This window comes from Streptomyces sp. UW30 (assembly GCF_008042075.1).
Classification (GTDB): Bacteria; Actinomycetota; Actinomycetes; order Streptomycetales; family Streptomycetaceae; genus Streptomyces.
Window position 1 is genome coordinate 237,458 of the sequence record NZ_RDBN01000043.1, and the last position, 21,195, is coordinate 258,652.

Consider the following 21,195-nt stretch of genomic DNA (forward strand, 5'->3'; position numbering starts at 1 on the left):
TCCGGGCCGGGCGGCATCGTGGACTCTCAGGAGGATCCAAGACATGTCAGATTCGGTGAGCGACTGTACGGAGCAGCCGCGCTCCGCAGTCACCGAAGCCGAGGTGGAGGCCCTGGTCCGGGGCATCTGCTTCAAGACCGGCCCGCCACGCACCCTCGGGGTCGAAGTGGAATGGCTCGTCCATGAGCTGCGCAGCCCGCAGCTCCCCGTGACACCCGAACGACTCGAAGCGGCCTACGCCGCACTACGGACCGTGCCCCTGAGGTCGGCGCTCACCGTCGAACCCGGCGGTCAGCTGGAGCTGAGCTCCCCGCCCGCCACCTCGCTCATGGAGTGCATCGGTACCGTCTCCGCCGACCTCGACGCCGCCCGCGCGGTACTGCGCGAGCACGATCTCGGTCTGGTCGGAATGGGCAACGATCCCTGGCACACGCCCCGGCGCTTCCTGCGCCAGCCGCGCTATGACGCCATGGAGGCGTACCTGGACCGGGCGGGCCCGGCCGGTCGCGCCATGATGTGCACCTCCGCCTCGGTGCAGGTCTGCCTGGACGCGGGCTACGAGGAGCCAGGACCGCTCGGGCACGGGCGGCGCTGGTGGCTGGCACACCATCTGGGCGCCGTGCTCGTCGCCGCTTTCGCCAACTCCCCGCTGGCCGGGGGCGAGCCCACCGGCTGGCTCTCCACCCGCCAGTTGCTGTGGATGGAGATAGGCGCGGGGCGCGCGGGCGCTCCTGCGCTGGACGGCGATCCACGGGCTGCCTGGGCGCGGCATGTGGTGGACGCGCCGGTGATGTGCGTACGGCGGGAGGACGACGGCCCGTGGGATGTCCCGGACGGTCTTTCGTTCCGGGAGTGGACCAGATCGGGGGCGCCCAGGCCGCCGACGCAGGAGGACCTGGACTACCACCTCACGACGCTGTTCCCGCCGGTCAGACCGCGTGGCCATCTGGAACTGCGCATGATCGACGCCCAGCCCGGCGAGAACGGCTGGATCGTGCCGCTCGCCGTGGCGACCGCGCTCTTCGACGACCCGGAGGCGGCCGAGACCGCGTACCGGGCCGTGAAGCCGCTGGCCGAGCGCGCGCGGCCGCTGCCCGCCCCGCACAACCCGCTGTGGATCGACGCGGCCCGCTCGGGCCTCGCCGACCCCGAGCTGCGGGAGGTGGCGGACATCTGTTTCGCGACGGCACTTCGGGCCCTGCCCCGGCTGGGCGCCACGACCGAGGTCGTGGACGCCGTGGCGGCGTACCGGGACCGCTATGTCGTACGGGGCCGCTGCCCCGCCGACGACCTGTTGGACGAGCTCTACGGCACGGACCGCACCCTGCACGGGAAGGACATCCGCACATGACGGACCCCGCTTTCGACGCCGATACTCTCCGCGAGCGGGCACTGACCACCCTCACCACCGCCCGTGCCCGCACGACCCTGCTGACCAGCTGCGTCGAGGACCCCGACCTGACGGCCCAGCACTCGCCGCTGATGTCTCCGCTGGTGTGGGACCTCGCGCACATCAGCAACCAGGAGGAGCAGTGGCTGCTCCGGACGGTGGGCGGGCGGGACGCGATGCGGCCCGAGATCGACGGCATCTACGACGCCTTCGAGCACCCGCGCGCCGCGCGGCCCACGCTGCCACTGCTGCCGCCGACCGAGGCCCGGCACTACGCGGCGGAGGTGCGCGGAAGAGTGCTGGACATCCTGGAGAGCACCGCGTTCCACGGGACGCGGCTGACCGAGGCGGGCTTCGCCTTCGGGATGATCGCGCAGCACGAGCAGCAGCACGACGAGACGATGCTGATCACGCATCAGCTCCGGAAGGGCCCGCAGGCCCTGACCGCGCCGGACCCGGACCCGGTGCCCCTGTTCACGGGGCCGTCCGAAGTCCTGGTCCCCGGCGGCCCGTTCACGATGGGCACCTCCACCGAGCCCTGGGCGCTGGACAACGAGCGCCCGGCGCACCGGCGGGAGGTCCCGGCGTTCTACATGGATGTCACGCCGGTGACGAACGCCGCGTACCAGGCGTTCATCGCGGACGGCGGCTATGACACCGAACGCTGGTGGACGCCGGAGGGCTGGGCGCACATCCGGCAGCACTCCATCCACGCGCCGCTGTTCTGGCGCCGGGACGGCAAGCAGTGGCTCAGGCGCCGCTTCGGCGTCACGGAGGTCGTCCCGCCCGACGAGCCGGTGCTGCACGTGTGCTGGTACGAGGCCGACGCCTACGCCCGCTGGGCCGGACGCCGGCTGCCCACCGAGGCCGAGTGGGAGAAGGCCGCCCGGCACGACCCGGCCGGGGACCGCTCGACGCGCTACCCGTGGGGCGACGCCGACCCCGCGCCCGAGCATGCCAACCTCGGCCAGCGGCATCTGCGCCCGGCGCCCGCCGGTAGCTACCCGGAGGGCGAATCGCCGCTCGGTGTACGGCAGTTGATCGGTGACGTGTGGGAGTGGACGGCGAGCGACTTCCTGCCGTACCCGGGTTTCCAGGCGTTCCCGTACAAGGAGTACTCGGACGTGTTCTTCGGGCCGGAGCACAAGGTGCTGCGCGGCGGTTCGTTCGCCGTGGACGCGGTGGCCTGCCGGGGCACCTTCCGCAACTGGGACTATCCGATACGGCGGCAGATCTTCTCCGGCTTCCGCACGGCCCGCTCCGCCGGAACCGTCTGATGTGCCGTCATCTGGCCTACCTGGGCCCCGAGGAGCCGCTCGGCCGGCTCCTCGGGGAGCCCGAGCACGGCCTGTACCGCCAGTCCTGGGCACCTCGGCGCCAGCGGCACGGGACCGTCAACGCCGACGGTTTCGGGGTCGGCTGGTACGCCGAGGGAGACCCGGTGCCGGCGCGGTACCGCCGGGCCGGGCCCATCTGGGCGGATCCGTCCTTCGCCGATCTCGCGCGGGTCGTACGGAGCACAGCGCTGCTCGCGGCCGTACGGGACGCGACGGTGCCGGGCGCCGACCAGGAGGCCGCGGCGGCGCCGTTCGCCTCGGGTCCCTGGCTGTTCAGCCACAACGGCGCCGTGAAGGGCTGGCCGGGCTCGCTCGCACCGCTCGTCCCGACCGTGCCTGCCGTGGACCTGCTGTCGCTGGAGGCCCGCAACGACTCGGCGTTCGTCTGGGCGCTGGTGCTCGCGCGGCTGCGCGGCGGCGACGAGATGGGGCAGGCGCTGGCCGACACGGTCGTGGAGGTCGCCGAGGCGGCCCCCGGCTCCCGGTTGAACCTGCTGCTCACCAGCGGCGAGACCATCGCGGCGACCGCCTGGGGCGACACGCTCTGGTATCTGACCCGGCCCGGCGGCGGCACCGTCGTGGCCTCCGAGCCCTACGACGACGATCCGCACTGGCAGGAGGTCCCGGACCGCACCCTCCTCGCAGCGAGCCGCACCGACGTTCTCCTCACCCCCCTCAAGGAACCCGGCGACCCCCTGGTCCCCGCACCACTCAAGGAGCCCAGCACGTGAGTCCGTTCCTGCTGACCCGCACCCTGCCCGAGGACGCCACCGACGCCGCCCTGCGCGCCGACGTCCTCGAAGGCCTGACCGGCACGCCCAAGACGCTGCCGCCGAAGTGGTTCTACGACGCTCAGGGCAGCGAGCTCTTCGAGAAGATCACCGAGCTGCCCGAGTACTACCCGACGCGCGCCGAGCGGGAGATCCTGGTCGACCGGGCCGGGGAGATCGCCGCCGCCACCGGCGCCCGCACTCTCGTCGAGCTGGGCTCCGGGTCCTCGGAGAAGACGCGCCACCTGATCGACGCCCTGACCGGGCTGCACACGTACGTGCCCGTCGACGTCAGCGAGAGCGCGCTCGCCCAGGCCGGGCAGGCGCTCGTCGAGGAACGGCCGGGGCTGAACGTCCATGCCCTGATCGCCGACTTCACCGCCGGGATGGACCTGCCGGACACGCCGGGTCCCCGGTTGGTGGCGTTCCTCGGCGGCACGGTCGGCAATCTGCTGCCGCACGAGCGGGCGGCGTTCCTCGCCTCGGTGCGGGCCCTGCTCTCCCCCGGTGACGCGCTGCTGCTCGGCACGGACCTGGTCAAGGACGAGAGGGTCCTGGTCGCCGCCTACGACGACGCGGCCGGGGTGACGGCCGCGTTCAACAAGAACGTCCTGACGGTGATCGACCGCGAGTTGGGCGCCGACTTCGATCCGGGAGCCTTCGAGCACGTGGCGCGCTGGGACCCGGACCACGAGTGGATCGAGATGCGGCTGCGGGCACGTACGGCGCAGACGGTGAAGGTGCCCGCGCTGGACCTCGCCGTGGAGTTCGCGGCGGGCGAGGAGATGCGCACCGAGGTGTCGGCGAAGTTCCGGAAGGAGGGTGTACGCGCGGAACTGTCGGCGGCCGGGCTGGAGCTGGCGCACTGGTGGACGGACAGCGAGGGCCGCTTCGCACTGTCACTGAGCGTGGCACGCTGACGGACGGCTCGCGCGATGCCCCGCCTTGGGGCACGGTGGAGTGACGCGTGTGAGAGGAGCACCCACATGTCGAACCACACCTACCGGGTCACGGACATCGTCGGCACCTCGCCCGACGGCGTGGACCAGGCGATCCGCAACGGCATCACGCGCGCCTCGCAGACGCTGCGCAATCTGGACTGGTTCGAGGTGGTCGAGGTCCGTGGCCAGCTCGACGGCGGTGAGATCGCGCACTGGCAGGTGACCATGAAGGTCGGCTTCCGCCTCGACGAATCCGAGTAGCACAGGTCCCTGTCGTCAGGTCCGCCCCTCCCGCTCCTGCGCCACCTTCAGCGCGGCGGACGGGGCGGTCCAGCGTGCCCGTACGACGGTGAAACCGGCCCGTTCGGCGTCCTCGCACACCAGCTCGTCGTCGTCCACCAGCACCCGGATCTCGTGGGTGCGGGACAGGCGGCGCAGGATCTCCAGCTTGGTGCGCCGGGCGGGCCTGCGGTCGTCGTTGCGCCGCATATACAAGCGCCCCTCCGGCAGCCCGTGCTCCGCAAGCCAGTCGAGCGTGTCGCGCCGGCAGCGCTCGGGTCGCCCGGTCAGATAGCGGACCTCGCACTCCTCGGCGCTCTCGCGCGCCAGCGCGACACCCTCCTCGATGGGCGGGTCCTGCGGGGCCGCCGCGAAGAAGGCGTCCCAGTCGCGCGGTTTGCGCTCCAGGAAGTGCTGCCGGTGCGCCGTGTCGGCGAGGGTGTTGTCCAGGTCGAAGACGGCGAGCGGGTGCTCGTTGCTGTCGGTCACACCACTCACCCTAGAGGGGCTCCCTCTCCGGCCCTGGCGCGACCGCTGGAACCCGGGTTCTGAATTGAGACAGTCCGACGGAAAGAAATGGTCCGGACTAATTCCCTCAGGTACCTTTTCTGCAGGCCCCGCAAGATCGCCGGAGAATCGCGAGGGGTACGAATGCGCCAGCACGTGGTGGCAATGGTGGTGGCAATTCAGCTCGGTGGTTGATTGCCCGAAGAGAGCGCTGTCATACTCCGGCTTCCGGCTTTCGCCGCCCCACCACCCGTCCCCCCATCAGGCCCGCACTCCCCAGTGTGTTCGGCATGACGCAGCGAAGAAGGTGCGCCTGTGCCCGAGTTTTCACCACGGCACGACAATTCCCTCACATACGGTTCGCCGAATAGAGAACCGGCACCGGCCAAACGTATATCCGAAGATCCCGAATTCCGCACCCTGCGCCGCGCCCAGCGCAGGTTCGGCGTCCGCGCGACACTCTTGTCCGTCGGCGGATTCCTGTTGTACGTGCTGCTGTCGCACACCCTCCCCGGCCTGATGAACGAGCGTCTGACCGGCAACCTCACGCTCGGCCTGGCCCTGGGGCTCGGACAGTTCGTCGTGATGGGCCTGACGGCCTGGTGGTACGTACGGCACATGCGTACCCGGGTCGACCCGCTCGCCCGCGGCCTCAGCTCACGCCTGCACCAGCACGAGTCGGGCCCGCTGCGCGCACCCGCCCAGCCCGGCTCCAGGGGGTACCGCACGTGGTGACCATGTCCGAAGGCATCGTCGACCGGTTCAGCCTGCAACTGACGTTCGTGCTGTTCCTGTCGGTGGTCGTGGTCACGCTGTTCATAGCGCTGCTGACGGCCCCTCATCGCGACGAGATCAGCGAGTTCTACCTCGGCAACCGCACCATGTCCCCGCTGCGCAACGGCCTCGCGATGTGCGGCGACTACCTGTCGGCCGCGACACTGCTCGGCAGCACCGGGCTGGTCGCCCTCAACGGCTACGACGGACTGCTGTACCTCGGCGGCACCGTCGTCGCCTGGATGATGGTGCTGCTGCTGATCGCCGAACCCCTGCGCCGCGCGGGCAGGTTCACCCTCGGCGACACACTGGCCCTGCGCCTGACCCGGCTGCAGCGCCCGGCGCGGCTCGCCCTGGCCGTGTGCACGCTGGCCATCACGACCCTGTACCTGGTCGCCCAGCTCGTCGGCAGCATCGCCCTGCTGACCCAGTTCACGGGCGAGCCCGGCGCCGCGACACGCACCTTGTGCGTGGTCGTCATCGGCACGATCGTCATCGTCTACGCCGCCATCGGGGGCGCGCCCGGCGCCACGGTCATCCAGATCATCAAGGCCGTGATGCTGGTGGCGGGCGTGACGATCACCGCGGTCATGGTGCTGCACCGCTACGACTGGAACCCGAACACCCTGCTGTCCGCCGCCGCCGACCACAGCGGCGCCGGCACCCGGTTCCTCGAACCCGGACTGCGCTACGGCGTCAGCACCACCAGCAAGCTCGACTTCTTCAGCCTGGAACTGGCGATCGTCCTCGGCCTCGCCGCGCTCCCCCACGTCCTGATGCGCCTGCTCGCCCCGCGCAAGGTCGACGTCCTGCGCTCCTCAGTCGTATGGGCCGTCGGCCTCGTCGGCCTGGTCTGTCTCGCGGCCGGCGTCCTCGGCCTCGGCGCCACAGCCATCGTCGGCCGGGACACCATCGCGGAGACGGACCACAAGGGCGACTCCGCGGTCCTGCTCCTCGCGGGCCACCTGGGCGGCGGCATCCTCACGGCCCTGCTGTCCTGCCTCGCCTTCGTCACCCTGCTCGCCGTCGCCGCCGGCCTCACCCTGGCCGCCGCCTCCTCGCTCGCCCACGACCTGTACGGGGAGGTGATCCGCAAGGGGCGGGCGAGCGAGACGGAGGAGCTGATGGTCGCGCGACTGTCCGCGGTCGTCATCGGTGTGCTCGCGATGCTGCTCGCGCTCGTCTCCTGGGGCGCCAACACAGCGACGCTCGCGTTCCTCGCCTTCGCCATCGCGGCGTCCGCGATCCTGCCGACGATCGTGTACACCCTGTTCTGGCGCCGCTTCACCGGCGAGGGAGCGCTGCTCAGTCTCTGGGGCGGCCTGGTCTGCTCGATCCTGCTGGTGCTGTTCTCCCCCGTGGTGTCCGCCACGCCGGGCTCGTTCTACCCGGACTACGACTTCGCCTGGTTCCCGCTCCAGAACCCGGGCATCGTCTCCATCCCGGCGGGCTTCCTGCTCGGCTGGCTCGGCACGGTACTGGGCGAGCGCCGGCAGCCCCAGGACGACGCCGCCTACGAGGAGTTCGAGGTGCGGATGCTGGTGGGCAGCAAGGAGTGAGAGTTCGGTGACGGCGGCCGGGGAGGCCGACACGGCGCCGATCTCCTTGATGAAGCGGTGTTGCAGCGCCAGGGGGATGGCGTTGTCCCGGGTACAGGTCACGTAAGCGTGCGGGACGCTGCCGTAGCGCTGCGCGGTGGCGGTCAGTTCCTCGGCGGGGATCCCCATCGAGGTCGACCGCGACCGCGTGGATCCCGCGGCCGGCCGGCCGCTCCGCCACCGGGTTCCAACAGGAGATGCCCCGCCCGTAACGACGCACGATGGCCTTGGGCCGTTGCCCGACTCCCCGGCGCCCGGGCCGCCTATTCTGGTGAGGGGCCGGGCCTGCTCGCAGAGCGCGAGAAGGGAGCCGCGGGTGACCGAGCGGACGATCGACAGGGCGGCCGCGGACACCTTGCGGCGGGCCAGGGACGCCGCCGCGCATGAGGCGTGGGCCGTGGCGTACCGGCTGCTGGACGGCCTGGACACCGCCTTGCTCACGCCCGACGACTGCGCCGCGTTCGCCGACGCCGCCTGGTGGACGAGCCGGATCGAGGAGTCGATCGTCCAGCGGATGCGGGCCTACTCCGGGTATGTCGCGGCCGGTGCGGCCCGGCAGGCGGGGCACATGGCCTGGCTGCTGTTCTACGAGCACCAGCTGGCGGGGCGCGCGGCCGTGGCCGCCGGCTGGCTGCGCCGGGCGCGACGGCAGCTGAGGGACGAGCCGGAGTGCGTCGAGCAGTGCTACCTGGCCTGGGTCGACACGGAGGACGCCCAACGGCGCGGCGCGTTCGACGAGGCGATGACGGCGGCCCGGCACATGTCCGCGATCGCCCGGCGTGGCGGCAGCCCCGATCTGCTCGCCATGGGCCTCCAGGCACAGGCGGGCGTGCTCGTGGCCCAGGAGCGGGTCGGCGAAGGGCTCGACCTCCTGGACGAGGCCATGTGCGCGGCCATGGCGGGCGAGCTCAGCTCCTTCTTCACCGGGTGGGTCTACTGCCTGGGCTTGCAGCAGTCCATGGCGTGTGTCGATCTGGAACGCGCCGCCGAGTGGACCGACGCGGCCATGCGGTGGTGCGCGGCCATGCCGGCCGAGAACAACTTCCGCGGGTTGTGCCGGGTGCACCGCGTGCAGGTGCTGGAGCTGCGCGGCGGCTGGCCCCAGGCACTGACCGAGGCCGAGCTGACCTGCGCGGAGCTGCTGCCGTACGAGCGGCGGTCGGCGGCCGAGGCGGTCTATCTGGTCGGCCAGATCCAGCGGCGCCGCGGAGAGCTCACGGCGGCCGAGGAGTCGTACGACCGCACCCACGAGCTCGGCCGTGACCCGCAGCCCGGCCTCGCCCTGCTGCGGCTGGCCCAGGGCAAGGCCGATGCCTCGGCCACGGCCCTGCGGCTCGCGCTCACCGAGGCCCCCGAAGCCGGCCCACTCGAGCGGTGCGCACTGCTCGCGGCCCAGGTGGAGGTCTCCCTGGCGCTGTGCCGCACGGCCGAGGCGCGCGCGGCCGCCGAGCAGCTCCAGGCCCTCGCCGGGGACTGGCAGCGGCGGTGCGGCTCGGAGACGACGCCGCTGCACGCGAGCGCCGCGGCGGCCGGCGGTGCGGTGGCCTTCGCCGCGCGCGACCTCGACCGCGCGCTGCCCCGGCTGCGCCGGGCGCTGATGCTGTGGCTGGAGCTCCGGGTGCCGTACGAGGCGGCCCAGGTGCGGATGACACTGGCCGCCGCCGACCGGGCGGCCGGGGACGCCGAGGGGGCCCGGATGGAGCTGCGGGCCGCCGAGCAGGAGTTCCGCCGGCTCGGCGCCGTACCCGACGCGCGGCGGGCGGCGGCGTTGCTCGCCGATGTGCGCCGGCCGCGGCCGGGCGGGCTCACCGAGCGGGAGATCCAGGTGCTGCGGCTGGTCGCGGCGGGCCGTACGAACCGGGCCGTCGCCACGGAGCTGGTGATCAGCGAGCACACCGTCGCCCGGCATCTGAACAACATCTTCGCCAAGCTCGACGTGTCCTCGCGGGCGGCGGCGACGGCGTACGCGTACCGGCACGGCCTCGCCTGACGCCGCCCATGGGCCGTATCGCCCATGCCGCTCCGCCGGCGATGGGCGATTGCGGCGATGTGCCCGCCGCCGCTGCGGCGTAGACCGGAGAGGTACCCCTTCCCGACCCGGAGCGGAAAGCAGGTGGGGTCATGGCCACCCACACACCGACCCCCTCCACACCCACGCTCGACGACCGACTCCTGGACCGGCTGCGCGGTGCCGTGCGCGGGACCATCGTGGAGCCGGGCGATCCGGTCTACGACGAGGCCCGCAAGGTCTACAACGCGATGCACGACAGGCGGCCGGCGATCATCGTGCGGGCCGTCGACGCGGGCGACGTCATCGCCACGGTCGACTTCGCCCGCGAACAGGACCTGCCGCTCGCCGTGCGTGGCGGCAGCCACAGCGTCCCCGGCTACGGGACCTGCGACGGCGGGGCCGTCCTCGACCTCGGCCTGATGCGCGGGATCCGCGTCGATCCCGACACCCGCACGGCGTGGGTCGAGGGCGGCTGTACCTGGGCGGACGTCAACCACGCCACGCACGCGTTCGGGCTGGCCACCACCGGCGGCATCGTCTCCACCACCGGCGTGGGCGGCCTGACGACCGGCGGCGGCATGGGTCATCTGGCCCGGCGCTGCGGTCTGGCCTGCGACAACCTGGTCTCGGTGGACCTGGTGACGGCCGACGGATCCTTCGTGACCTGCACCGACGAGCAGCACAGCGACCTGATGTGGGCGGTGCGCGGGGGCGGCGGCAACTTCGGCGTCGTCACCTCGTTCGCGTACCGGCTGCACCCGATCGCGGACATCCTGGGCGGACCGACGTTCTTCCCGCTCGACGCCGATGTGATCCGCCGGTACCGGGAGCTGGTCGCCGAGGCCGACGAACGGCTCGGGGCCGTCTTCCTCGTCGGGCTCGGACCGCCGGTGCCGTTCCTGCCGGAGCGCTGGCACGGGCGACCGGTGTGCGGCATGGTCGCCTGCTGGACCGGGCCGCAGGACGAGGACGACCGGATCCGGGACCGGGTCGCCTCGCTGGGGCCGGTACTGGGCCGCCATCTGGAACGCATGCCCTACCCCGTGATCAACACCCTCTTCGACGACCTGGTGCCCGCCGGCCTGTACCACTACTGGAAGGGCTCCTTCACCCAGGGCCTGCCCGACGGGGCCATTGACGCCCTGGTCGAGTACGGCCCCACCACGCCGTCCATCCAGAGCGTGACGGTCGTCTTCCCCATCGACGGGGCCTGCCACCGGATCGGGCCGGAGGAGACCGCCTTCTCCTACCGGGACGCCGACTACTCGATCGCGCTCAGCCCGACGCTCACCACCCGGGAGGACTGCGAGGCCCAGAAGGACTGGGTGCGCGCCTTCCACCGGCGGCTGGAACCGCACGCCATGCAGGGCGGCTACGTGAACTTCATGGACGCCGACGACCAGGACCGCGTGCGGGACAACTACCGCACGAACCACGGCCGTCTCCGCGAGCTCAAACGGCGCTACGACCCGGGCAACCTGTTCCGCCTGAACCACAACATCGCACCGTGAGGAATCCCGCGGGCTCCCAGGTGTTGAACCCTGTATGAGCTCCGTGATCGCCGCGACCCGCTTCTCCGTCCTCGACCGCTCCCGCACCCGCGAGCGCCACACGAACGCAGAGGCGCTGCGGGACACCGTACGGCTGGCCCGGGAGATCGAGGACCTCGGCTATCACCGGTTCTGGGTCTCGGAGCACCACGGCGTACCCGGCGTCGCCGGCTCCGCGCCGACCGTGCTGGCCGCCGCCGTGGCCGGCGCGACACGGACCATCCGGGTAGGCACCGGCGGGGTGATGCTGCCCAACCACCAACCACTGGTCGTGGCCGAGCAGTTCGGGGTGCTGGAGTCGCTCTTCCCGGGGCGCGTCGACATGGGGCTGGGGCGGTCCGTCGGATTCACCGACGGCGTGCGCAGGGCGCTGGGCCGGGACAAGGGGGACGCGGAGGACTTCGCGGCGCAGATCCAGGAGCTGCTCGGCTGGTTCCGCGGCACCTCGCCGACGGGGGTGCACGCGCGGCCCGCCGAGGGCCTGGCCGTGCCGCCGTTCGTGCTGGCCATGGGTGAGGGCGCGGACATCGCGGCCCGCGCGGGGCTGCCGATGGTCATCGGTGACCTGCGCAGCGGGGAGAAGATGCGGCGCGGGATCGATCACTACCGCGAGCACTTCCGGCCCTCCCTCTGGGCGAGTGAGCCGTACGTCGTGATCTCCGGCACGATCGCGGTGGCCGGCACGCCCGAGGAGGCCCGGCGGCTGCTCGTGCCGGAGGCCTGGGCGATGGCCTACTCGCGCACCCACGGCACCTTCCCGCCGCTGGCGCCCGCCGAGGAAGTCGATGCGCTGACCATGACCGACAAGGAGCGCGGCTTCTACGAGGGCGGCCTCGCCGGGCACATCGCGGGTACCGAGGAGCAGGTCGCGCACGAGCTGGAGACGGTGCTGAAGGAAACGGGGGCGCAGGAGGTGCTGGTCACGACCAGTACGTACGACCGTGAAGCACTGGTGGACTCCTACCGGCGGCTCGCCCGGATCGCCGAGGCGTGATCCGGGCGAGCCGCCGGACGTGCGTCAGTCCGTGTCGCGCGGGTCGAAGGACTTGGTGTCGATCGTCAGCGGCTTCGGGAACGCGCCGGCCACCGAATCCCAGCGCGTGAACTTGAAGTTGGTGCCCTCCCGGTCCCCGTCCGCCGGCGCCGCCTCACCGTCGTGGGTGACCAGCAGGCCCTTGGGGAAGGACCGGCCCAGCGGGACGTTCACCACGATCGCGCCGTCGGAGTGCTGCACACCGTCGGTGGCGGCGCTGTCCGTGACGGCGAAGGAGCCGAGGTAGGCATTGCGGCCCTGGCGCTCGTACACGGCGAACGTGTTGTCGCCCTGGCTGGAGGCGAGCAGATATCCCTTGCCGTCGGCGGCGTGGTAGATCGCGGCGCCCTCGGCGTCGGCGCTCAGGTGCTCACCTCCGAAGCCGGGGTCGTTCGCGGTGTCGATGACGCACTCCTCCTCGGCGTCATACGTCCACGGGGTGCCGTACTCCCGCACCCGGTCGATCAGCTTGGGCTGCTCGAACTCCTCGTCGTCGAGCGCGACCCGCCACAGCCCGACGTCCTCCTGGGCCGCGTACAGGACGTGCTTCTCCTGGTCGACGACCATGCCCTCGACCTGTGCGTGATCGCCGGGGTCGGCGCACGGCGTCCAGCTCTTGCCGTTCGGCAGGGTGAAGGAGCCGGGCAGGTCGAGGGTGTCCTCGGTCTGGTAGCCGACGCGCCCGCCGCGGTCCTGGAGCTGCAGCAGCCGTACCCGGGTCTCCGAGCGGCGCGACACCACGACGTAGGCGTTGTCGTCGTCGCTGAAGGCGGCCAGGCCGTAGGCGGTGCGCTGGTCGTCGACGTCGGTCTCGCTCGCGGAGAAGACGGGTGCGGCGTTCGCCGCCGTGACGTCGCGCAGCGGGGGCCGGCCCGCGGCCACGGCGGCCGGGTCGATCGCGTAGGCGCGGACGCGGTCCCGGCCTCGGTCGCTGACGACGGCCAAGTCGGTCTTCTTGCCGCCCAGTTCGAAGCCGTAGACGACGTCGACGTTGTTGAAGCGGCCCGGCGCGGCGTCCTCGCCCGGCGCGGCGGGGGCGGCGATGTGCTGCAGGCGCGTGCCGTCGAGGCCGTAGACGTCGAGCCCGGCCTCCTTCAGGGTGCCGATCACGAGACTGCGCCCCGGGTTGTGGGGGTCGACCCAGACGGCCGGGTCGTCGGCGTCGGCGTTGCCGCCCGCCTCGTCGTCGTACACGGCGGGTGTCTCCACGCGGGCGGAGACGGAGACCGGCTGCGGGGCGGAGGCGCCCGTGACCATCAGCAGCGCGGCAGTGAGAGTGCTCAGAGCGGAAGCGCTCACGATACTCCTCGGTAGGAAGAGAGACTGGCGAGACGCTATGGGCGAGGGGTGTGGGTGAGCCGAAGGCTCCGTGAACAGCAGGTGGCTCATGCGGACGCCGCGTCTGTTCGCATAGAATCGCGGGGTTTGCACCCGACCCCACGCGTATCTCCCGGAGCCCTCGCCCCATGCACTCCCCGCACAACCCGCACGACCCGTACGTCCGCGTCCGCGGCGCCCGTGAGCACAACCTCAAGGGTGTGGACGTCGACATTCCGCGCGATGTGCTGACCGTGTTCACGGGGGTGTCCGGGTCCGGGAAGTCGTCGCTCGCCTTCGGCACGATCTACGCCGAGGCCCAGCGCCGCTACTTCGAGTCGGTCGCGCCGTACGCGCGCAGGCTGATCCACCAGGTCGGCGCGCCGAAGGTCGGCGAGATCAGCGGGCTCCCGCCCGCGGTGTCCCTCCAGCAGCGCCGCTCGGCGCCGACGTCGCGCTCCTCGGTCGGCACGGTCACCAACCTGTCCAACTCCCTGCGGATGCTGTACTCCCGCGCCGGCGACTACCCGCCCGGCGCCGAGCGGCTCGACTCGGACGCGTTCTCGCCGAACACGGCGGCCGGGGCGTGCCCGGCGTGCCACGGGCTCGGCCAAGTGCACCGTACGACCGAGGAGTTGCTGGTCCCGGAGCCCGAGCTGTCGATCCGGGAGGGCGCGATCGCCGCGTGGCCGGGTGCCTGGCAGGGCAAGAACCTGCGCGACATCCTCGACGCGCTCGGGTACGACGTGGACCGGCCCTGGCGCGAGCTGCCCGCCGGGCAGCGGGAGTGGATCCTGTTCACCGACGAGCAGCCGGTCGTCACCGTCCACCCGGTGCGCGACGCCGACCGCATCCAACGGCCGTACCAGGGCACGTACATGAGCGCCCGGCGGTACGTCATGAAGACGTTCTCCGACTCCAAGAGCGCGACTCTGAGGGCCAAGGCGGAGCGGTTCCTCACTGCCGCGCCCTGCCCGGCGTGCGGTGGCCGCAGSCTGCGGCCCGAGGCGCTGGCGGTGACGTTCGCGGGGCGCACGATCGCCGAGCTGGCCGCACTGCCGCTCATCGAGCTGGCGGGCACGCTGGAGGGCAGCGCCTCGGAGACGGCCCGTGTCCTGACCGAGGACCTCAAGTCCCGCATCGCACCGGTCGTCGAGCTCGGCCTCGGCTACCTGAGTCTCGACCGGGCCACCCCCACCCTCTCGGCGGGCGAGCTCCAGCGCCTGCGCCTGGCGACCCAGCTCAGGTCCGGGCTGTTCGGTGTCGTGTACGTCCTCGACGAGCCGTCCGCGGGACTCCACCCGGCGGACACCGAGGCGCTGCTCACGGTGCTGGCGCGGCTGAAGGCGGCCGGGAACACGGTGTTCGTGGTCGAGCACCACCTCGACGTCGTGCGCGGCGCCGACTGGCTGGTCGACGTGGGGCCGCGGGCGGGTGAGCACGGCGGGCGGGTGCTGCACAGCGGGCCGGTGGCGGAGCTGGCCTCGGTCGCGGAGTCGGCGACGGCACGCTTCCTGTTCGACGACTCCCCCGCCGCCGTACGCCAAGTGCGCGCCCCGCACGGCCAGGTGAAGGTCGGCCCGGTCACCCGGCACAACCTGCGCGGGGTGACCGCCGAGTTCCCGCTCGGCGTGTTCACGGCCGTCACCGGGGTCTCGGGATCGGGCAAGTCCACGCTGATCGGCGAGATCACCGAGGAGCTGGCGGGCGTGGGCCGCCTGGTCTCGGTCGACCAGAAGCCCATCGGCCGCACCCCGCGCTCGAATCTCGCCACCTACACCGGCCTCTTCGACGTCGTACGCAAGGAGTTCGCGGCCACCGACGAGGCGCGGGCGCGTGGTTACGGCGTCGGGCGGTTCTCCTTCAACGTCGCGGGAGGGCGCTGCGAGACCTGTCAGGGCGAGGGGTTCGTCAGCGTGGAGCTGCTGTTCCTGCCGAGCACGTACGCACCGTGCCCGGACTGCGGCGGGGCTCGCTACAACCCCGAGACGCTGCAAGTGGCGTACCGGGGGCGGAACATCGCGCAGGTGCTGGACCTCACGGTCGAGGCGGCCGCGGACTTCTTCGCGGACACCCCGGCCGTGGCCCGCAGCCTGGGCACGCTGCTCGACGTGGGCCTCGGCTATCTGCGGCTCGGGCAGCCCGCGACCGAGCTGTCCGGCGGCGAGGCCCAGCGCATCAAGCTGGCGAGCGAGTTGCAGCGCGGCCGTCGCGGCCACACGCTCTACCTCCTCGACGAACCGACGACCGGACTGCACCCGGCCGATGTCGAGGTGCTGATGCGCCAGTTGCACGGCCTCGTCGACGCCGGACACACCGTCGTGGTGGTCGAGCACGACATGTCCGTCGTCGCGGGCGCGGACTGGGTGATCGACCTGGGGCCAGGGGGCGGTGACGCGGGCGGACACATCGTGGCGGCGGGCCCGCCCACTCGGGTGGCACAAGCGACAGGGAGCGCGACGGCGCCCTACCTCACCCGCCTCATGCCATGAGAGGTGCGCACCACGCCGCCGGAGCCACAGGCTGCTCACGACCGGCAGCGGGCACAGGGGACGCAATCGACCGGCACCCGGACGGCCGGGACGCGGGCGAACGCATCGTGGCGGCGGGTCCGCCCGCTCGGGTGGCAACAGGGCAGCACCACCGTGCCCTATCTCACCCGCGCCATGCCATGAGAGGTGCGCACCACGCCGCCGGAGCCACAGGCTGCTCACGACCGCAGCGGGCACAGGGAACACAATCGACCGGCACCCGGACGGCCAGGACGCGGGCGGGCGCATCGTGGCGGCGGGTCCGCCCGCTCGGGTGGACATGAGGGACAGGGCGCGCGATGGCGCCCTGTCTCGCCCGCGTCATGCTGTGAGGGGCTCGCGCGAGGGGGCCGGCGACGACAGCTGTTGCGACCCCGAGGCGGGCCCGCCGGTTGCCGCGCGATGCGGCCTGGGGACCCGGACCGGACGTTCGTCCGGCAGCGCGGACGCCTCGGCCGCGTCGGCCAGGGAGCGGCGATCGGGGCGGCTGCCCGGCATGATCGGCTCCCGCACCTCCGCCTCCGCGACCAGTTCGCGTACCCTCACCACCCGCCACACCGACGCCAGCAGCGAGTCCTGGCCGACGAAGGCGGCCGCCGTGGTGGGCGAGCCTGCGACGACGCGGTAGCTCAGGCGCACCGGCTGCACGGGGACGCCCGCGTCGAGGGCGGCCTGGAAGGCGGCCCGGCGGAAGTGGCCCTGGGCCCGGCCGCACCAGGTGCTGCCCTCGGGGAAGACGGTCACCGCCTCACCGGCGCGCAGGGCCTCGGCTATCCGGGCCACCGTGTCGGGCAGGGCGCGGATCCGATCCCGGTCGATGAACAGCGCGCCGCTGCGCGCGGTCAGCCACCCGGCGACCGGCCAGTCACGGATCTCCGACTTGGCGAGCATCCGGGCCGGGCGCACGGCGGCGAGCAGCGGGATGTCCAGCCAGGAGACGTGGTTGGCGACGAGCAGCAGCCCGCCGTCCGGCGCCGTGCCGCCGGCGATCCGTACCCGGACCCCCGCGGCCCGTACGACCCACCGGCTCCAGCGGCGGACCAGTCCCGCGGGGATCCGCCCGCCGAGCGGAGTCGCCGCGAACCCGACGACCAGCAGGAGCAGGACCGCGGCGATCCGCAGGACGGCCAGGGGCATGGCTCTGGCCGGTCCTGTGGCGTCGATGCAACTGCGCGGGGTGCAGGGAGCGCTGGGCCGCCAGAGGGTTCCCGCGTCGGCCGGGTGGCTCGTGCTGCCCACGGCCGGGGTACCGGCCGTGGGAGCGATCGCCGCGGGGATCTCCACGGCACCGAGCGCGGAGGTGCTCATGGCCGCCACGTCCGTCACGCCGGGACGAGCGAGAGGAAGTGCCGCAGATAGCGCGAGTTCACCCGGCGCATCGACAGCAGCACGTACAGGTCGGCGACCCCGAACTCCGGGTCGTGCGCGGGCTCGCCGCACACGAAGGCGCCCAGGCGGATGTAGCCGCGCAGCAGGGCCGGGAGCTCGGTGCGGGTGGCCGGGACGGGCGCCGTGGGCTCCCAGGGCCGCAGCGGCCGTACGCGGTACTCCTCCGGGGCCAGGTGCTTGGCCTGCACCCGGTCCCAGGTCCCGGCGGCGAGGGCGCCGCCGTCCGCCAGCGGGATCGAGCAGCAGCCGGCCAGCCACTCGTGGCCGCGGTCGACCATGTAGCGGGCGATGCCGGCCCAGATGAGGCTGATCACGGCGCCGTCGCGGTGGTCGGGGTGGACGCAGGACCGGCCGACCTCGACCAGGTTCGGACGAAGGGAGTCGATCCGGGAGAGGTCGAACTCGCCCTCGGAGTAGAGTCGGCCCGCGACAGCGGCCCGCTCCGGCGGCAGCAGCCGGTAGGTGCCGACGACCTGTCCGGACACCTCCTCGCGGACGAGCAGGTGGTCGCAGTACGCGTCGAAGGCGTCGATGTCGTGACCCGGCTGCGGGGTGGACAGCAGGGCCCCCATCTCGCCGGCGAAGACGTCGTGCCGCAGCCGCTGGGCGGCGCGCACGTCCTCCTCGTTGCGGGCGAGACCCACGGTGTATCGGATGGGTGCCGTGGGGTGCGGGGGACGGTCGACGGTCAGTACGCCGGTCATGGCTTACTCCTGGTCACGGGCCGGGGACGGCGAGCGGAGCTCGGTTGGAGCGATGCGATGTGCCGCCCCTGTTCTTCCTATGCCGGTTGGCGTACGCGTGACATGTGCCAGGAGAGCGGATGTGCGGATGTTGAACGGCGCGAACTCGTACCGGTCGTCCACATTCCGGTGCCCGATCGGTCAGCCGGGCGGTCCAGTGCTGTTCACCTGACGAGAGAAAAACGCGAGACGGGGCCGGGGAGCACCACTCCCGACCCCGCCCGTCCGCGCTCACCGGCGAACGTTCATCGCAACCCCTCAGGGGCGCGGGAAACTGCGCGACAAGTAGTGCCGCACCCGCAGCCGCCCGCGGGGCCGTCCCCGCCCGGAAGCTACCGCTTCGCCTTGCGCACAGCCCGCAGCCACTCCTTGTTCATGCCCGTGATGGACATGAGCGGGATGCCCTTGGGGCACGCGGTGGCGCACTCGCCGGTCAGCGTGCACCCTCCGAACCCCTCCTCGTCCATCTGCGCCACCATGTCCAGCACCCGCGTCTCGCGCTCGGGCGCCCCCTGCGGCAGCACGTTCAGATGGTTGATCTTGGCGGAAGTGAACAGCATCGCCGCCCCGTTGGGGCAGGCCGCCACGCACGCCCCGCACCCGATGCACTCGGCGTGCTCGAAGGCGAGGTCGGCGTCCGGTTTCGGCACCGGCGTCGCGTGTGCCTCGGGAGCCGCGCCCGTCGGGGCCGTGATGTAGCCGCCGGCCTGGATGATCCGGTCGAACGCGGACCGGTCCACGACGAGGTCCTTGATCACCGGGAACGCGGAGGCCCGCCACGGCTCGATGTCGATCGTGTCGCCGTCCTTGAACGACCGCATGTGCAACTGGCAGGTCGTCGTCCGCTCGGGCCCGTGCGCGTCGCCGTTGATGACGAGTGAACACGCGCCGCAGATGCCCTCGCGGCAGTCGTGGTCGAAGGCGACCGGGTCCTCGCCCTTGAGGATGAGCTCCTCGTTGAGGGTGTCGAGCATCTCCAGGAAGGACATGTCGGCGGAGATGCCGTCCACCTCGTAGGTGGACATGGTGCCGTCGGCGTCGGCGTTGCGCTGCCGCCAGACGCGCAGGGTGAGCTTCATGCGTAGCTCCGCTGGGTGGGGTGGACGTACTCGAAGACGAGGTCTTCCTTGTGCAGCACGGGAGCGGCGCCCGTGTCGGTGAACTCCCAGGCCGCCGCGTAGGCGAACTCGTCGTCCTTGCGGGCCGCCTCGCCGTCCGGCGTCTGCGACTCCTCGCGGAAGTGGCCGCCGCAGGACTCGCTGCGGTGCAGTGCGTCGAGGCACATGAGCTCGGCGAGCTCCAGGTAGTCGACGACGCGGTTGGCCTTCTCCAGCGACTGGTTGAACTCCTCGCCGGTGCCCGGGACCTTGATCCGCCGCCAGAACTCGTCGCGGATCTGCGGAATGCGCTCCAGCGCCTTGCGCAGCCCGGTCTCCGTGCGGGCCATCCCGCAGAACTCCCACATCAGCTCACCGACCTCGCGGTGGAAGGAGTCCGGGGTTCGGTCGCCGTCCACGGCGAGCAGGAGGTTGAGACGGTCCTGGGTCTCGGCCAGCACCTCCTGGACGACGGGGTGTTGGTCGGTGACCTGCTCGTGGTGCGGGTTGCGGGCGAGGTAGTCGTTGATGGTGGCCGGGAGGACGAAGTACCCGTCGGCCAGGCCCTGCATCAGGGCACTCGCGCCCAGCCGGTTCGCGCCGTGGTCGGAGAAGTTGGCCTCGCCGATGGCGAACAGGCCGGGGACGGTGGTCTGGAGGTCGTAGTCGACCCACAGGCCGCCCATCGTGTAGTGCACGGCCGGGTAGATCCGCATCGGCACCTCGTACGGATCCTCGTCGGTGATCCGCTGGTACATGTCGAAGAGGTTGCCGTACTTGGCCTCGACGGCCTTGCGGCCCATGCGCCCAATCGCATCCGCGAAGTCGAGGTAGACGCCCTGTCCGCCGGGACCGACGCCCCTGCCCTCGTCGCACACGTTCTTCGCGGCGCGCGAGGCGATGTCGCGGGGCACGAGGTTGCCGAAGGAGGGGTAGATGCGCTCCAGGTAGTAGTCGCGCTCGTCCTCGGGGATCTTGTTCGCGGGACGGTCGTCGCCCTTGGCCTTCGGCACCCAGATCCGGCCGTCGTTGCGCAGCGACTCGCTCATCAGCGTCAGCTTGGACTGGTGCTCGCCGGTACGCGGGATGCACGTCGGGTGGATCTGCGTGAAGCAGGGGTTGGCGAAGTAGGCGCCGCGCCGGTGGGCCCGCCAGATGGCGGTGGCGTTCGAGTTCATGGCGTTCGTCGACAGGTAGAAGACGTTGCCGTAGCCGCCGCTGGCGAGGACGACGGCGTCCGCGAAGTACGTGTCGATCCTGCCGGTGATCAGGTCCCGGGCCACGATGCCGCGCGCCTTGCCGTCGATGACGATCAGGTCGAGCATCTCGGTACGGGGGTGCATCTCGACGTTGCCCGCGGCGATCTGCCGGCTCAGCGCCTGATACGCGCCGAGGAGCAGTTGCTGGCCCGTCTGGCCGCGGGCGTAGAAGGTCCGCGAGACCTGGACGCCGCCGAAGGAGCGCGTGTCGAGCAGTCCGCCGTACTCGCGGGCGAACGGCACGCCCTGGGCCACGCACTGGTCGATGATCTCGACGGAGATCTGCGCGAGCCGGTGCACGTTCGACTCACGGGCGCGGAAGTCGCCGCCCTTGACGGTGTCGTAGAAGAGGCGGTGGATGGAGTCGCCGTCGTTGCGGTAGTTCTTCGCCGCGTTGATGCCGCCCTGCGCGGCGATGGAGTGGGCGCGGCGCGGGGAGTCCTGGTAGCAGAACTGGACGACGTGGTAGCCCTGTTCGGCGAGGGTGGCACCGGCGGAGCCGCCGGCCAGGCCCGTCCCGACCACGATCACCGTGTGTTTGCGCCGGTTGGCGGGGTTGACGAGTTTGGCCTCGAAGCGGCGTTTGTCCCAGCGTTCGCCCACGGGGCCGGAGGGGGCTTTGGTGTCGACGACCGGTTCGCCGGTCGGGTAGTCGGCGTAGGTAGACAT

At 71.9% G+C, this 21,195-nt stretch carries 17 protein-coding genes; 11 read left to right on the plus strand and 6 right to left on the minus strand.

What is annotated here, in order from left to right; translation table 11 throughout:
• The first annotated feature begins 43 nt into the window (after window positions 1-43).
• The 5 genes from egtA to EAO75_RS31470 all read left to right on the plus strand — a co-directional run bounded on the left by egtA (window position 44) and on the right by EAO75_RS31470 (window position 4,699).
• On the plus strand, window positions 44-1,351 hold the full coding sequence (gene egtA / locus EAO75_RS31450; RefSeq protein WP_147998537.1) for an ergothioneine biosynthesis glutamate--cysteine ligase EgtA: 1,308 nt from the start codon (window positions 44-46) through the stop codon (window positions 1,349-1,351).
• Complete coding sequence (gene egtB, locus EAO75_RS31455; protein ID WP_147998538.1) at window positions 1,348-2,667, plus strand: ergothioneine biosynthesis protein EgtB; 1,320 nt, start codon at window positions 1,348-1,350, stop codon at window positions 2,665-2,667. The genes egtA and egtB overlap by 4 nt, the downstream gene beginning before the upstream one ends.
• Window positions 2,667-3,458, plus strand: coding sequence for an ergothioneine biosynthesis protein EgtC (egtC, locus tag EAO75_RS31460; protein WP_147998539.1), 792 nt, complete (start codon window positions 2,667-2,669; stop codon window positions 3,456-3,458). The genes egtB and egtC overlap by 1 nt, the downstream gene beginning before the upstream one ends.
• On the plus strand, window positions 3,455-4,417 hold the full coding sequence (gene egtD / locus EAO75_RS31465; protein WP_147998540.1) for an L-histidine N(alpha)-methyltransferase: 963 nt from the start codon (window positions 3,455-3,457) through the stop codon (window positions 4,415-4,417). Before egtC ends, egtD begins: the two co-directional genes overlap by 4 nt.
• A gap of 66 nt (window positions 4,418-4,483) precedes the next feature.
• Window positions 4,484-4,699 (plus strand): dodecin, encoded by a 216-nt coding sequence (locus tag EAO75_RS31470; RefSeq protein WP_147998541.1) that lies wholly within the window; start codon window positions 4,484-4,486, stop codon window positions 4,697-4,699.
• Window positions 4,700-4,714: 15 nt separating this feature from the next.
• Here EAO75_RS31470 and EAO75_RS31475 read toward each other — a convergent pair whose 3' ends face one another.
• Window positions 4,715-5,206 carry an HAD family acid phosphatase gene (locus EAO75_RS31475; RefSeq protein ID WP_147998542.1) on the minus strand — a complete coding sequence of 164 codons (492 nt, stop codon included), beginning with the start codon at window positions 5,204-5,206 and terminating at the stop codon, window positions 4,715-4,717.
• Between the two features lie 333 nt (window positions 5,207-5,539).
• On the opposite strand from EAO75_RS31475, the gene EAO75_RS31480 reads away from it, so the two are divergent.
• From EAO75_RS31480 to EAO75_RS31500, 5 genes are all read left to right on the plus strand, one after another.
• Window positions 5,540-5,959: a DUF485 domain-containing protein gene (locus EAO75_RS31480; protein ID WP_147998543.1), complete on the plus strand. Its 420-nt coding sequence runs from the start codon at window positions 5,540-5,542 to the stop codon at window positions 5,957-5,959.
• A 2-nt stretch (window positions 5,960-5,961) separates the two neighbouring features.
• A complete protein-coding gene (locus EAO75_RS31485; protein ID WP_410092500.1) occupies window positions 5,962-7,557 on the plus strand; it encodes a cation acetate symporter in 1,596 nt (531 codons plus the stop codon).
• 355 nt (window positions 7,558-7,912) lie between these two features.
• A complete protein-coding gene (locus tag EAO75_RS31490; RefSeq protein WP_147998545.1) occupies window positions 7,913-9,586 on the plus strand; it encodes a helix-turn-helix domain-containing protein in 1,674 nt (557 codons plus the stop codon).
• A gap of 131 nt (window positions 9,587-9,717) precedes the next feature.
• Window positions 9,718-11,118 (plus strand): FAD-binding oxidoreductase, encoded by a 1,401-nt coding sequence (locus tag EAO75_RS31495; protein WP_147998546.1) that lies wholly within the window; start codon window positions 9,718-9,720, stop codon window positions 11,116-11,118.
• Between the two features lie 34 nt (window positions 11,119-11,152).
• Window positions 11,153-12,151, plus strand: coding sequence for an LLM class flavin-dependent oxidoreductase (locus EAO75_RS31500; protein ID WP_147998547.1), 999 nt, complete (start codon window positions 11,153-11,155; stop codon window positions 12,149-12,151).
• A gap of 24 nt (window positions 12,152-12,175) precedes the next feature.
• Here the strand turns inward: EAO75_RS31500 and EAO75_RS31505 are convergent, their stop codons facing one another.
• Entirely contained in the window at window positions 12,176-13,489 is a 1,314-nt protein-coding gene (locus tag EAO75_RS31505; protein WP_147998548.1) for a phytase, read from the minus strand.
• A gap of 167 nt (window positions 13,490-13,656) precedes the next feature.
• On the opposite strand from EAO75_RS31505, the gene EAO75_RS31510 reads away from it, so the two are divergent.
• On the plus strand, window positions 13,657-15,999 hold the full coding sequence (locus tag EAO75_RS31510) for an ATP-binding cassette domain-containing protein (RefSeq protein ID WP_147998549.1): 2,343 nt from the start codon (window positions 13,657-13,659) through the stop codon (window positions 15,997-15,999).
• Between the two features lie 360 nt (window positions 16,000-16,359).
• On the opposite strand, the gene EAO75_RS31515 is transcribed toward EAO75_RS31510, so the two are convergent.
• The 4 genes from EAO75_RS31515 to EAO75_RS31530 form a co-directional block, all read right to left on the minus strand.
• Complete coding sequence (locus EAO75_RS31515) at window positions 16,360-17,346, minus strand: lysophospholipid acyltransferase family protein (RefSeq protein WP_147998550.1); 987 nt, start codon at window positions 17,344-17,346, stop codon at window positions 16,360-16,362.
• Window positions 17,347-17,360: 14 nt separating this feature from the next.
• Window positions 17,361-18,131 (minus strand): GNAT family N-acetyltransferase, encoded by a 771-nt coding sequence (locus EAO75_RS31520; protein WP_147998551.1) that lies wholly within the window; start codon window positions 18,129-18,131, stop codon window positions 17,361-17,363.
• Between the two features lie 371 nt (window positions 18,132-18,502).
• Window positions 18,503-19,249 carry a succinate dehydrogenase/fumarate reductase iron-sulfur subunit gene (locus EAO75_RS31525; RefSeq protein ID WP_147998552.1) on the minus strand — a complete coding sequence of 249 codons (747 nt, stop codon included), beginning with the start codon at window positions 19,247-19,249 and terminating at the stop codon, window positions 18,503-18,505.
• Window positions 19,246-21,195 (minus strand): fumarate reductase/succinate dehydrogenase flavoprotein subunit, encoded by a 1,950-nt coding sequence (locus EAO75_RS31530; RefSeq protein WP_147998553.1) that lies wholly within the window; start codon window positions 21,193-21,195, stop codon window positions 19,246-19,248. Before EAO75_RS31530 ends, EAO75_RS31525 begins: the two co-directional genes overlap by 4 nt.